At 48.1% G+C, this 13150-nt stretch carries 12 protein-coding genes; 2 read left to right on the top strand and 10 right to left on the bottom strand.

Features of this window, described 5'->3' with window-relative positions; translation table 11 throughout:
* Positions 1 to 50 precede the first annotated feature (50 nt).
* From GKG43_RS06920 to GKG43_RS06965, 10 genes are all read right to left on the bottom strand, one after another.
* Positions 51 to 1100: a type IV pilus twitching motility protein PilT gene (locus tag GKG43_RS06920; protein WP_050639638.1), complete on the bottom strand. Its 1050-nt coding sequence runs from the start codon at positions 1098 to 1100 to the stop codon at positions 51 to 53.
* A 92-nt stretch (positions 1101 to 1192) separates the two neighbouring features.
* Complete coding sequence (locus GKG43_RS06925) at positions 1193 to 2884, bottom strand: GspE/PulE family protein (protein ID WP_154253307.1); 1692 nt, start codon at positions 2882 to 2884, stop codon at positions 1193 to 1195.
* Between the two features lie 10 nt (positions 2885 to 2894).
* On the bottom strand, positions 2895 to 3611 hold the full coding sequence (locus GKG43_RS06930) for a hypothetical protein (RefSeq protein ID WP_129878896.1): 717 nt from the start codon (positions 3609 to 3611) through the stop codon (positions 2895 to 2897).
* Positions 3583 to 5085: a hypothetical protein gene (locus GKG43_RS06935; protein ID WP_055153967.1), complete on the bottom strand. Its 1503-nt coding sequence runs from the start codon at positions 5083 to 5085 to the stop codon at positions 3583 to 3585. The genes GKG43_RS06930 and GKG43_RS06935 overlap by 29 nt, the downstream gene beginning before the upstream one ends.
* A 13-nt stretch (positions 5086 to 5098) precedes the next feature.
* The gene (locus GKG43_RS06940) at positions 5099 to 6298 is read right to left on the bottom strand and encodes a type II secretion system F family protein (protein WP_050639635.1); all 1200 of its coding nucleotides are present in this window, start codon (positions 6296 to 6298) and stop codon (positions 5099 to 5101) included.
* 42 nt (positions 6299 to 6340) lie between these two features.
* Positions 6341 to 7123 carry an A24 family peptidase gene (locus GKG43_RS06945; protein ID WP_129878897.1) on the bottom strand — a complete coding sequence of 261 codons (783 nt, stop codon included), beginning with the start codon at positions 7121 to 7123 and terminating at the stop codon, positions 6341 to 6343.
* A 201-nt stretch (positions 7124 to 7324) separates the two neighbouring features.
* Positions 7325 to 7774, bottom strand: a complete 450-nt coding sequence (locus GKG43_RS06950; protein WP_129878898.1) for a hypothetical protein — start codon at positions 7772 to 7774, stop codon at positions 7325 to 7327.
* A 40-nt stretch (positions 7775 to 7814) separates the two neighbouring features.
* Positions 7815 to 8282, bottom strand: coding sequence for a prepilin-type N-terminal cleavage/methylation domain-containing protein (locus tag GKG43_RS06955; RefSeq protein ID WP_055153971.1), 468 nt, complete (start codon positions 8280 to 8282; stop codon positions 7815 to 7817).
* A 292-nt stretch (positions 8283 to 8574) separates the two neighbouring features.
* The gene (locus GKG43_RS06960) at positions 8575 to 9375 is read right to left on the bottom strand and encodes an MBL fold metallo-hydrolase (protein WP_129878899.1); all 801 of its coding nucleotides are present in this window, start codon (positions 9373 to 9375) and stop codon (positions 8575 to 8577) included.
* Positions 9376 to 9432: 57 nt separating this feature from the next.
* The gene (locus GKG43_RS06965; protein WP_129878900.1) at positions 9433 to 10293 is read right to left on the bottom strand and encodes an NAD(P)-dependent oxidoreductase; all 861 of its coding nucleotides are present in this window, start codon (positions 10291 to 10293) and stop codon (positions 9433 to 9435) included.
* Between the two features lie 455 nt (positions 10294 to 10748).
* Here GKG43_RS06965 and GKG43_RS06970 point away from each other — a divergent pair, with 455 nt between their 5' ends.
* Positions 10749 to 11579: a prepilin-type N-terminal cleavage/methylation domain-containing protein gene (locus tag GKG43_RS06970; protein ID WP_050639630.1), complete on the top strand. Its 831-nt coding sequence runs from the start codon at positions 10749 to 10751 to the stop codon at positions 11577 to 11579.
* A gap of 162 nt (positions 11580 to 11741) precedes the next feature.
* Positions 11742 to 12800 (top strand): sugar diacid recognition domain-containing protein, encoded by a 1059-nt coding sequence (locus GKG43_RS06975; protein WP_129878901.1) that lies wholly within the window; start codon positions 11742 to 11744, stop codon positions 12798 to 12800.
* The last annotated feature ends 350 nt before the right edge of the window (positions 12801 to 13150 follow it).

Consider the following 13150-nt stretch of genomic DNA (forward strand, 5'->3'; position numbering starts at 1 on the left):
GCCCACTTCCCGTTGATATTAATTATTCCACCGCTCCCAAACAGTTTAGCTTACCAATACTGCTCCAGATCCCTTTTGTCATTGGTATACTGTGACGCCGTTTCCCTGGTAATCCTCCCCTGTGATACCAGACGGACAAGATCCATGTTCAGCGTATGCATGCCGCTCGCATTCCCTGCCTGCATAACACTGCCCATTTGATGTGTTTTATTTTCACGAATCAGATTACAAACCGCATCCGTTCCCAGCAGCATCTCTGTAGCCGCAATCCGCCCCCGGCCATCCGCCGTGGGCATCAGGCACTGGGTCACGACACTTTTCAGAACACCTGCAAGCTGTGTCCGAATCTGATTCTGGCTGCCGCTAGGGCAGGCGTCGATCACACGGTCGATGGTCTGTGCCGCTCCGGTCGTATGCAGCGTTGACAGAACCAGATGCCCTGTCTCAGCCGCTGTCATTGCCGCAGATATGGTCTCATAATCACGCATCTCTCCCACCAGAATGATATCCGGATCCTCACGCAATGCACTTCTGAGAGCCGATGCGAAGCTGATGACATCCTTCCCGGTCTCCCGCTGGTGGATCAGGGCCTGCTTGCTTTCATACTTATATTCCACCGGATCCTCGATTGTAATAATGTGAACCGGTTTCAGCTGGTTGATGTGTTCAATCATTGCCGCAAGCGTTGTAGATTTCCCGCTCCCGGTAGGCCCCGTTACCAGAATCAGCCCTCTCGGTTCCTCTGCCAGTTCATACAGCTTCTTCGGCATATGAAGTTCCTCCAGCGTGGGGATATGGCTGTTCAGCAGCCGTATTGTGGCGGCCGCCTCCCCCTGCTGCCGGAATACATTGACCCTCTGCCTGTTTCCATCGGAGGTCTGCAGCGCAAAGTCAATATCATAGCCTTCACTCAGCGCTTCCTTCTGTTTCCCGCTCAGCAACCCATACAGCATCGCATCCGTCTCTTCCTTTGTCGGCTGCACCGGCGCCTGTGTCAGACGGCCGTGAATCCGAAACAACAGAGGCATACCGGATGACATATGTACATCCGACACCTCCAGCTCTCTTGCCATTAATATAATACTGTTTATATCCTGCATAACTGCTGCCTCCTGTCAATTGCCGCGCACGGTCCCGCCTGCGGACTATTTGATTTAATGTAACAGTTCAGGCTGCCTGAACTGTTACGATACTATGAATAATAGGCTACCTTTCGGAGCTCCTCTATAGTAGTGACTCCTTCCAGCACTAATTGTGTGCCGCATAACTTCAGTGTTCTCATATCCTGATTCTCCGCTGCATACTCTTCGATCTCTTCCGATGTTGCTCCCATCGTGATCAGCTTCCGGATATTCTTATCGATCATCAGGATCTCATGGATGGCAGTCCGCCCCCGGTATCCTGTATAGTTACAGAGGGGACAGCCTTTGGCGCGTTTCATACGCACGGGGCCGCTGACACCAAGCATATCCTGCTCTTCTTCTGAGGCCTCGTATTCTTCCGCACAGTCAGGGCATACCTTTCTCATCAGACGCTGGGCGATAATCCCCACCAGAGAGTTTGCGATCATATAGGGCTGCAGCCCCATATCCTCAAGACGGATGATCGAGGAGGACGCATCATTGGTATGCAGCGTGGAAAATACCAGATGCCCGGTGATCGCCGCACGCACCGAAATCGTTGCTGTCTCCACATCACGTGTCTCCCCGACCATGATGACATCCGGGTCCTGACGGAGCAGTGCCCGCAGTCCGGACTCGAACGTAAGCCCTGCCTGGTTATTCACCTGGGTTTGTGTCACCTTCGGAAGATTCTTTTCTACCGGATCCTCAATCGTTGAGATATTTACCGCCTTTTTGGCGATGTCCTGCAGGATCATGTACAGCGTGGTTGTCTTCCCCGAACCGGTGGGGCCTGTAAAATAAATAATACCATTTGGTGAGCAGAGCATCCTCTGAATCTTCTGATAATCGCTCTCCTCCATGCCGAACGTATCCGGATAATCGATCGGGGAATTACTTGCCAGCAGGCGCAGTACGGCCTTTTCCCCGAATACCGTGGGCAGCACGGATACACGGATATTGATGTAGAGTCCCTCCACCTTGATCCGAAAATGTCCGTCCTGGGGGATTCTCCGCTCCGCAATGTCCATCCCGCCGAGAATCTTAATACGTGCGACCAAAGAAGCATGCAGGCTTTTCTGCAGAGAAACGTATTCCACGATAGCGCCGTCGATCCTCATGCGAACCAAAGTTTTATCCTCAAAAGGTTCAATATGGATATCAGAAGCATTGGTGCTGTACGCCCGGTTAATCAAACGGTTCAGCAGATTGATGACCGGCGTATCATCGTCATCATCTTCGCTGATCTCCAGCTCCTCCAGCCGCTCCTCTTCCCGGATGCTTTCGTTTGCGACCCGGGCCGCCTTCTTGGCCCCGACTTCCGAGTAGTAGTAATGGATTGCCCGAAGTAACTCCGCACGCGGACTCAGGCTGATATTCAGCTGCATACCCGTGATCTGGCGGATATCTTCGATTCCATAGAAATTCATGGGATCATTGAGGACAAGGTTCAGCAGCCCGTCCTTTTCGTTTACCGCAAGCATCTCATACTTTTCCGCCAGCTGCCTGGGAATCTTCTCCACCACTTCGGGATCCACATCCAGATTGGCAATCTCCACAACCTGCATCTCCAGGCGCTGTCCCAGCGCCTGGAGCATCTGTGCTTCCGTAATGCAGCCAAGCTCTATGAGAGCGCCGCCGATACGCACTCCTTTGTGCTCCTTCTGGTAGTTTATGGCCATCTGGATCTGTTCATCCGTCACATACTTGTATTCTTTTAATATATCCCCGATTCTGAGGTTCTTAATACTTGCTGTCTCCATAAAACCGCCTCTATTCTCCCTCTGTCTCATCCGCGGCGTCTGTCTGTGCCGCCTGATCCGCCGCATTGGCAGCAGCCTGCGCCGCCTGTTGTTCCATAATGTACTGTTCGGTATCCCTGCACATATATATTTCTAGAGTCATGCCAAGGGTTCTGGTCTCGGACTCTTTTAATGTCTGCCACATAAAATCGGTAATTCTCATTCCCGGCTCATTTGCCGCGCAGTCATCCATCATCGACTGGATCTCCCCCCTGCTTCCCTGCAGTGTCATAGATACCACGGCTGTATAGATTCCATTGTATGTAACCCCGGCATCAGCTGTTTCCGGCTCACCTGCATCGGTAAATGCCGAATAATCCTTCATCGTACTGAATTCGCCCGACGCAGGCATTTTAATGTCCAGATCTTTCACGATCAGCCCCTTCGACAGGGCCAGTTCTGTGAGCATCTTATCAATCTCCATGCTTTTCATGACAGGATAAAAGTCTTTCCTCATCTCTTCGATATTACTCAGCACCGTTGATTCCCTGTCTCTGAGAACCGGAAGGGAAACGACCTTCTGTTCCCGTTCCTGCTGTTCGATTCTGGCATCTGCTGCTTTTTCCTGAAGCTCCTGCCCCTTATCCAGCAGCGGCATCAGCACACCGGCCCCAACGCCGACGATCAGGACGAACACTGCCAGTATCACCAATAACTTTTTATCCCTCTCTGTCAGCTTCAGTGTCATCACTTTCCTCCTGTCTTGCCGCCATAATACAGTTCACCTTTACACTCCACTGGTCATCTGTTCCCTGGGAATATCCTGTGTAATCTACCGCGGCAAATATCTCCTGTTTGTTTAACAGACCGATAAAGCGGTTGATCTGATCTACATTCCCCGCCTTTGCGTCAAAGCTCAGCAGGCCGTTCTCCGCATCATAACTGCTGATCTCCGCCGTAACCAGCCCTGATGCACAGGAGGCTACAACCTCTTCGGTTGCGCTGTCCACTCTCGGATAGGCCAGCACGCTGCTCTTAAGGCTCACCATGCTGTTTCCCAGCGAGGAAGCCGCCTGCAGTTCTTCATTCAGCCTGTCATACTCCTCACATGCCGCCACAACATCCGTTCTCTGGTTGTACGCTTCCAATTCTTTCAGCTGCACATTATAATACATGGCCCGGCCGCCCAGAATCCCGGCAAGCAGGAACATGACCGCAGCCAGAACAAACACCGGAACCAGCATCTTTCTGCGCTTTCTCTTCCCGGCTTCTTTCTCCGGATCCTTCACAACCCGGGACATAATGGAGGTCCTGGGATCTGTCTTCAACAGCCCTCCCACAGTCAGAGCAAAATGTGTCAGTTCCTGACTGCCTCCGGCAGCTTTTCCAAGCTTCACCACCGGCTCCAGCTGTAATGCATCCGCTTCCATCTCCGCATCAATCTGATAGATACTGTCCTGATAAATCTGCAGTTCGTCTTCCGACAATCCGGCTATGTACACCTGCGGAATCTTCTGTGCCAGATCCTGTGCCTTGGCAAACTGTAGAAGCGTGCTGACCGTACGCGCCGTCTCCGCAGCAAACTCCGGGGTTCCGGACTCGGAAAACATCCTGTTTCTGCTGGAATATTTATATTCACCGTTCACCAGAAGAAGATTGATCAGCGACATGTCGTCCGCAAACTGTACGATGCAGGTTGCGTCACTTAGCTGCGAAAGCTTTTCAGCCAGCCTCATGGTCACGCCCACTGCGCTCTCCACACCGCTGATTGCAATATCCAGGCCGGCAAAGCATTCCACATATCCGCGTACAAGTTCTCTAGGCGCTACGGATGCAAAGACCCGTTTAAGCTTTTCCTTCTTCCTCTCCCCCCTGGATAACGGGAAATAGCCGTAAACCGGATTGGAGATTCGCTCCACATCCGTGAATTCACGGCTGATATATTCCATCATCTGTTTTGGCTTGAGAGCCGGCACGTCCACCACTTTCGTAGTAAACTGGCTGCTGTCGATCACCAGATATACATTTTTTCTGGGTATATGATTGGTCTCCCAAAGATTACGGATCATTTCACGGAACCCGTCCTCATCCGTAATAGTTCCGTTCAGGATACATCCTCTGGTATCCACTGTATAATAAAGAGATTTTGCGTGTATGCTTCCCCCGGATACCTCCCCGTCCACAACGCGGATATACCGGTTTGACAAATATACAACTACCATATCCTTCTGCCTCCTATTCCATGCCTGCTATGCTGTCGTAAGAACCGTACAGTGCGCTGAACACAGCCACCATAACAAATGCCACCACAATCCCCATGATGATCAGCATGATTGGCTCAACATACGACACCATCTTATTGATCGCAATGTCCGCGTCAAATTCCATGGCATCCGCCGTTGCCAGCAGCATGGAGTCAAGACTTCCGGTTTCTTCCCCTACCCGGATTGTATCAGACAGCTTCTTTACAAACCCGTCCACCATATCCAGGCCATCGCTCAGGTTGTTGCCGGCCCGGACATAGGGAATCACTTCGTCAAACTGTAAATCTATGTAATCGTTGCCCACCGTATTTCTTGCAATCTGCAGTGCGGGTACGATCGGAATTCCCGCCGAATAAAGGGAGCTTAATGTCCTTGCAAAACGCGCGGTACAGATCACCTTCTGCAGCTTGCCGAATACCGGCATATGCAGACGCACCCTGTGCCATCTCCTTCGGAAACCGGGAATCCTCAGCAGCGCCTTCCATCCGACCCACAGCCCCAACAGCGCCGCTATGGCAAGATACCAGTAGCTCTGCATGAAATCGCTGATCCCATTTAGAATACGTGTCGGCAGCGGCAGAGTATCCATGGTGTCAAACAGCTCCTGAAGCTGCGGCATAACAAACTTTGTGAGCACCATGATAACCGCGATGATCATAACACCCAGTATCTTAGGATACACAAGGGAGCTGGATATCTTTCCGTTCAGACGATGCTCTTTCTCGAACATCAGAGCCATCTGCATGGAAACCAGTTCCAGATTGCCGCTGCTCTCCGCAGAGCGGTACATATAAATCATAAGGGGAGGAAATGCCCCGTTCTGTGACTCCATCGCCTCCGAAAGGGATATTCCCTGCCGGATCTGGCGAATCATGTCTTCATACACCTGCCGTTCATTTGGCTTAATGGACTCCCCGTTTGCAATGATATTGAGCGCCCGCACCAAAGTAACGCCCGCACCGACCAGCGTGGACAGCTGCCTGGAAAAATCCGCCAGCACCTTTGCCTTAAACTGCTTCCGGTTCTTTCCGGACCGCACTTCCTTTGCTGAAAGCAGAAAAGCGTCCTGCTCGTGCAGCCTGAGCTGCAGCTCCGCCTCGCTTCCCGCATTCATGGCGCCCGATATCTTTTTTCCGTCTATCGTCTGAGCCTTATACTTGTATTGTGCCATCAGACGTCCCTCCCTGATCCCCTAATTTTAGGTAATACTTTATTATATCAGAATCCCCAGATACCAGTCAATCATCTGGTTCCCGAAGAGCAGGCCCAGTATCATGCCCGCACACAGAAACGGCCCGAATGCAAACTGTTCCTTGCGCCCCTTCTTTCCCGACGCCAGCAGATAGATTCCATATCCGCCTCCCAAAAGGATACCGATAATCGCGGACGCCAGAACCGTCCGCCATCCAAGGAACAGCCCGCCTGCTGCCATCAGCTTGATATCGCCGCCTCCAAATGCTCCAGGGACTGCGATCGCAAGAAGCAGCATAGGCACGCTGATGCAAACCATTCCGATCAGCCTCTGCCCGATCGTAACCTCTTTCATAAAAAACAGCCCCGCTGCAGCCAGAACCACAATGGCTATGGAGCAGCCGTCCGCAATCTCCATGGTGTCTATATCCATCAGTGCCACAACGGTCAGAACCCCTGCGAATGCGAAGACCAGCACAGCTTTCGCATAATCCCCGCCGTCATATCCATAGTATATGGCGCAAAACAGTGCAGCCGCACCGCCTGCTGCCTCGGCAAGCGTATCCCTGGCTCCAATTTTCCCGCCGCAGTAACGGCACTTCCCCCGCAGGAATAGATAGCTGAAAATGGGGATTAAATCCGCCGCCCCCAGTTCATGGTGGCAGGCCGGACAGACGGAACGCCCCCGGATAAAAGACATTTTCTTGGGTACACGATAGACAATCACGTTTAAAAAAGAAAACACACAGGCGCCGGCAAAAAACAAAAGGATACACAACAGCGCTTCACATAAAATTAAACCCATACTTATTCTCCGAATTTTGTTTCAAACCACGCTCGGTGATTGCACATTGAATTGCTTAAATCAATTACTTCTTATGAAAAGAAAACAGTGTTTTTTCGTAACAGTTCAGGCCTGCCTGAATTGCTACTTCGTTTCCACTTTTTCCCTTTCATAAAAAGGGGAATTCACCCGGTTTCAACCGAATAAATTCCCACTCCTCATCTAATCAGCATATTGATGAATCTTCCAGTAGACTTCCCATGTATCAGTATCATCAGTTGACTCATACTGATACTGCACCAAAAATCTTCCCTTCCGATAACTCATGGTATCTACGCAGTTCTTTCTGGTATTCCATGAAACTAAATGGATCTCTCCCTCCGCTCCTGAATAACTGACGATCTCCTCCTCCGCAGACTTCACCATCCCGCTTGAACGGGTTCTGTCCATTATGGAGGTGGGGGAGCCATAATACTCCAGGCTTAGGAGATTCATGTTCAGAACAACATTCTTCGCTTCACGCAGAGCCTGCCGTTCCTGAACTGACTGGTCCCATATCCACAGGGTCGGTGCAAGAACCACTGCGGAGATCAGCAGGACTATGAGAGCCGTTTTACATGCTCTTAGGAACTTGTTTTTGTAGATGAGGGATTCATAATTTTGCTTGGGCATATGTAATTATGAACCTCCTCTCTGGAACTAAATTCAAGAATTAGTTCTTTGTTACTGTCCAGCCTGCAGTAACTCCAGTTCCACCATTCATATTCCAAGTTGCAGTATACTTACCGTTGTTATATGCAAACCGAGTAATTTCGTTATAAGTCTGGGCACCAGCGCTTGAATCAGCAACTGCCGTCACAGTATATACAGCTTTGTTAGCAGGTGCTGCAACAGTTGCCGCTCTGTTCAAAACTTCAACACCATTTACTTTATAATCATCACCTAATGCAGACACACCTGTCTGCTCATTCGCCTGGCTGGCTGCATAGTCTGCCTGCAACTGAGATAAGATAGTTGCTGCATCAGCTTTACAATTAGCTTTATTGGCTTTATCTACATATCTCAATAAACTTGGGACCAATACCGCCGCAAGAACCAGAATAATTACAATTACAACAATCAGTTCAACCAGCGTAAACCCTTTCTTATTTTTAGCCTTCTGTCTTAATTTTTTAAACATAAATTTTTCCTCCTGGATAATGTTAGTCGTCCTCCCTTTGCACCGAATAGAATCAATAATATGACTCCCGGAAAGACCGCATGTCATGCATCATGACATGCGTATCTGATACTGGTTTGATTTTACCTCTGTTTGTCAGTTTTTGTCAATAAGCTGTGGCTCATTTGCCTAATTACTTTTTAATTTTCATGAGATTTGAAGCTATTATTGTGCTTTCTTTGTTCTTTTCATCTCAAAATATATATTCTGAGCAAGTACGCCCGTTTATTTCACTTTTACAGCACAAAATCTGCTAGATCCGGAAGACTTCCTGGTCATCCGGTACATACAGATTTCCGCTGTAATATTTTCTTCCTTCTTCGGTATATAGTTCTTTCCGTTCCTCCAAATGCGTTTCTTCTGTATGATAAAGTATCAGATTTGGGACTCTCAGCTGCTCTGCCAGCTGACATGCCTCTTTTACCGTACTATGATGTTTTTCGTATGGCTTAAATTTATCTGCTTCCCGGTATAGGCAGAATGCTTCATGCATCAGCCAGTCGCTGTCTCTGACATACTCCTCTTCACACGGATTATACGGTTCATCCCCGCAGCAGGACAGCTTTTTCCCGTCCGCGGTTTTCAAAGTAAATCCAAACTGCCGGGCCTTTGTTGATCCTATATCAAAAAAGGTAACTTCGCAGCCCAGTATCTGTTTCGTATCCCCGCTTTCAAGCGGAATCAGCTGAATACGTTCTCCAAGGTGTTTCGTCACCTTTTTCATGATCGTCAGTTCCGCTATCGTTGTGATCGTCGGGATCAGACCGCTGTGGCAGTAAATCCTGACCTTTCCCTCATATTTTCCCTGATTCATGTTCTGCCCGATCATTCTTATCAGCCAGAACAACCCCAGCAGATGATCTATGTGCTCATGTGTAATAAATATATCGTGGATCTCTTCCAACGGTATATTCGTCTTCTTCAGAATCCGGAGGATCTGATTGCCGCCCCCTGCATCTACCAGAAAATGCCGATGTTCCTCCGACAAAGCAAAGCACGTATTATAGCAGTCTGTCACCGTTGCATTTCCTGTACCTAATATCGTCAATTTCATAGCCTGCACCCTTTTCTACTGTACGTTTTCCGCCGCCCGGATTAAGCGGCCTGCCGCCTATTCATAGTACTTTATCAGCGCCTGTGTTCCCAGCTCTCCATATCCTTCTGCTTCCAGTTCTTCACAGTTAGCAAGCACCTGGCTGAGCATCCCCAGATCCAGCTCACTCATATTTGCCTCAATTAAAGCCAGTTTCATGTCCTTTATAAAATGCTTCATAAAAAATCCGGGCGCATAATCGTCAGCCAGAATCTTCGGCCCGAATGTATCCAGCTGTCTGCTGCCTGCCGCACCAGTGGATACTGATTTTAAAACAATTTCCAGGTTCAGCCCTTTTGCCCTGGCGTAGGCAAGCGCCTCACAGACTCCCGACAGCGCCCCGGCAATCATAATCTGATTTGCAAGCTTGCAGTGCTGTCCGCAACCGGCCTTCCCCTGATAATTGATATTTGTCCCCATAGCTTCAAACAGCGGAAGACACGCTTCGTAGTCCGCCCGGTCCCCGCCGGCAAGGATAGAGAGGGTTCCCTCTTTTGCTCCGGTATCACCGCCGGTTACAGGGGCATCCATTACATGGAAGCCTTTCTTTGTACCTTCTGTATATATTTTCTCCGCGATCTGCGGGCTGGTCGTTGTCATATCGATCAAATATGCTCCTGCTTCTGCACTGTCCAAAATATTGCCTGCGTCAAAATATACCTCTTCCACATCCTTTGGGAATCCCACAATTGTAATAACGGCCTCACATCCCGCCACACAGCTCTTGATCGTGTCATGGAAAAGCGCCCCCTCTGCAATTAAATCTTCTGCCTTCGCTTTGTCCCGTGCAAAGACATGCAGTTCATAGCCCGCTTTCATCAGATTTCGCGCCATAGATTTCCCCATGATTCCTATTCCAATAAACCCTATCTTCTTCATTCCATCACCCTCGTCTTCATTTTGCCGGAAAATGATTTCAACTTTTTTCCGGATCTTAGTTTGTATTTTGTTATCTTGCTTCTGCTGATTCATGATTTAACTTCACACTGCGTAACAGTTCAGGCCTGCCTGAACTGTTACTGCAAAGACTCATTGTTTTATTATAGTATATTAGAAAACCTGTCACAATAGATAAATTATTATTTCTTGCATCACACTGCCAACTCGTTACTATTCATGGCCTATGGGCCGTACATAATAACGGCATCCGGCTCATTTAAAGCCGCCTGTGGCTAGGAGCCAGATGCCCGGCCCCATCACTTTATTGGCGCAGATGTCGTGCATCGTGGTGCACGGTCCCGTAAATAGTAACGCTAAATCACATTGAAATCTTCCGTTGAAAATGCTATACTGAACCCACATTTTACAAAAGAGAATATCTGTGGAGGTATTTTATGAAGCGGAAAAACGGTGGGTTCACATTAGTCGAATTAATTGTTGTGATTGTTATCATTTTAGTATTAGCGGCCGTCCTTGTCCCTTCACTCTTAAGATATGTGTCTAAAGCCAAAAATGCTGCTGCTATTAATGAGTGCAGCGAAGTACTTCAGGCTGCTGCCAGGACTGCCGTTGATCTTGCTGCCGAAGGAACCCTTACCTCGCAGATCCTGAACGACAGCAGGCCTGTAATCTTGAAACAGGCGAACGCAGGCGGATCATTTGAGACTACTATACAGTTTGAAGACGATGATGCGGAGATCTTATCCTTCGGATATTTATCGGAAAACAATCTTCATGTGATTTATGATATCAAACATGATCCCCGGATTTACATAGACGTAGAGGGAACTGCTACCCTTACGAGGATGAATAATTTTGTAAAACAGGCGAGCGACTTTATTACAGAACAAAAAAAGGATCCTAAACTAACTTCTCTGGACCGCAATAAACTTATAGAAAATGCAGTAAATAACGGAGGGCTCTTATCGGTAACAGATTCTCAGAAAAAGGGAACACCTTTTGAAAACAAGGATTTGTATTGGCACCCTTATTATTTAGGCAGCATCAAACAGGACAGTCCTCCCGTTATTCTCTTCGCCAATACTTCTTCCACTAGTTGGGGCTCATGGTATGCTAATTTGATCTATGTGGATGGAAAAGTATATAAAGCACCAGATGTTAAAAATATAAGTATAGGAAATTGGGGGGCTGCTAATCCACCCGTATATGATATTTCCTCTCTTCAGGCTTGGCTTGGTGATAATGCGTACACGGAAGTAAACTAAATCACCTCATATAAAATATAAACCATCTGCCAACTGGCTGGCACAGCCGGTCAGCGGTGGTTTTTTAATTTGCTCATTTTGTCTGCCATAGGAAAACATTTCCTGGCATTGATACCAAAAGTATATTACAATATACATATCAACCAGACAGGAGGACTCTCTATGGAACTTTCCAGGCAGCTCGCCTCACAGATTGTCAATGCAGTCTACGAGGTGGTCAAAAATGACATCAACTTGATCAATGCCTCCGGCATCATCATCGGCAGTACGAATCCTCAGCGAATCGGTACTTTCCATGAGGCCGGCAGTGAAGCTGTGAAAACCGGCGCCCCCGTATATGTAGACAGCGGACATCGTTTTAAAGGCACACAGAATGGAATTAACTACCCCATTTTTCTGGAAGGGCATCCAGTCGCTGCAATAGGAATCACCGGAAATCCGGATGAACTCAGGCAGTTCGGCTTCCTCATTACTAAAATCACAGAAGTTTTTCTCAAGGAGCAGCAGCTGAATGAAGAAATGCTCTCTGAAAACCGATCCCTGCATTATCTGGTGACATCGCTTATTTATGACAACATTCAGAATCAGAAGCAGCTGGAATTGCTTCTGGATAAATACGCGCTCGATCCCGCCCGGGAATATGCCGTGCTTTCTATAAAAATGCCGGACACCACCCTGGAGCCTGCACTGCGTTTTTATTTTGCCGCTCTGGGATGCCGGCTCTCCCTTTATCTTTATCCCAATGAGTGGGTCGTCATATTTGACAGGGAAACCTATGGCCGTTTTTCTCCGTCTGAATTCAGCAGCAGGTTTCAGGAACGTGTTCATTCCGGCATGGGGCCGTTTTGTACACTCTATCAACTGAACCAGTCCTATCACAGTGCCCAGATCGCCCGGGAACATGCACGGCAGCGGAACGCCGTATTCTGTGATATAGAAGACATTTCCATTGAGTTTGTCATGGAAAGCCTGCCAGGCAGCATACAGAGGCTTTATGCGGATCATGTCCTAAAGCAGCTGAACCCCAGGGAGCTGCATATCTTGAAAACGTACTTCAACTGCAGCCTTTCTTTAAAAACTGCTTCCGAGGAACTCTTTATCCACAAGAATACTCTGCAGTACCAATTGGACAAGATCACTGAAAGAACCGGACTCAATCCGCGGATATTCCATGATGCTTTCATGCTGCAGTTTGCTTTACTCTGCAAGCAGCATTCATAAAGTTCCTTGTTTATTTATACCACTGTATGCGGGGATGATTTTCAAACACGCTTTGTTACTAATAACAAACATTAACAGATTTTTCTTCTATTTTTAGTATCTGCAACATGGCTGTGCGCTGAAATTTTGATATACTAAATACATGCAGGACATCATTGTCTCTGTGTCTGTACTAAAGAATAGTAAATGGCAATAGTAAGCGATTCGATGTGAAATGATATAACCCCGCATAAACACAGTTCTTTCCTTGATTTGTAGGTTATGATTTTAATATAAAACCCTATTTGTTTTTTAATTGGATGTCCATAAGCACACCTTGAATGATATGGAAAACAAGCAGGAGATTATAC

It is taken from the genome of Eubacterium sp. BIOML-A2, from assembly GCF_009680135.1.
Classification (GTDB): Bacteria; Bacillota; Clostridia; order Lachnospirales; family Lachnospiraceae; genus Faecalicatena; species Faecalicatena contortus_B.

Coding starts and splice junctions, on each gene's coding strand:
- GKG43_RS06935 (WP_055153967.1), bottom strand. CDS start 5,085: ATGGTAGTTGTATATTTGTCAAACCGGTATATCCGCGTTGTGGACGGG.
- GKG43_RS06920 (WP_050639638.1), bottom strand. CDS start 1,100: ATGCAGGATATAAACAGTATTATATTAATGGCAAGAGAGCTGGAGGTG.
- GKG43_RS06975 (WP_129878901.1), top strand. CDS start 11,742: ATGGAACTTTCCAGGCAGCTCGCCTCACAGATTGTCAATGCAGTCTAC.
- GKG43_RS06960 (WP_129878899.1), bottom strand. CDS start 9,375: ATGAAATTGACGATATTAGGTACAGGAAATGCAACGGTGACAGACTGC.
- GKG43_RS06925 (WP_154253307.1), bottom strand. CDS start 2,884: ATGGAGACAGCAAGTATTAAGAACCTCAGAATCGGGGATATATTAAAA.
- GKG43_RS06930 (WP_129878896.1), bottom strand. CDS start 3,611: ATGACACTGAAGCTGACAGAGAGGGATAAAAAGTTATTGGTGATACTG.
- GKG43_RS06970 (WP_050639630.1), top strand. CDS start 10,749: ATGAAGCGGAAAAACGGTGGGTTCACATTAGTCGAATTAATTGTTGTG.
- GKG43_RS06940 (WP_050639635.1), bottom strand. CDS start 6,298: ATGGCACAATACAAGTATAAGGCTCAGACGATAGACGGAAAAAAGATA.
- GKG43_RS06955 (WP_055153971.1), bottom strand. CDS start 8,282: ATGTTTAAAAAATTAAGACAGAAGGCTAAAAATAAGAAAGGGTTTACG.
- GKG43_RS06965 (WP_129878900.1), bottom strand. CDS start 10,293: ATGAAGAAGATAGGGTTTATTGGAATAGGAATCATGGGGAAATCTATG.
- GKG43_RS06945 (WP_129878897.1), bottom strand. CDS start 7,123: ATGGGTTTAATTTTATGTGAAGCGCTGTTGTGTATCCTTTTGTTTTTT.
- GKG43_RS06950 (WP_129878898.1), bottom strand. CDS start 7,774: ATGCCCAAGCAAAATTATGAATCCCTCATCTACAAAAACAAGTTCCTA.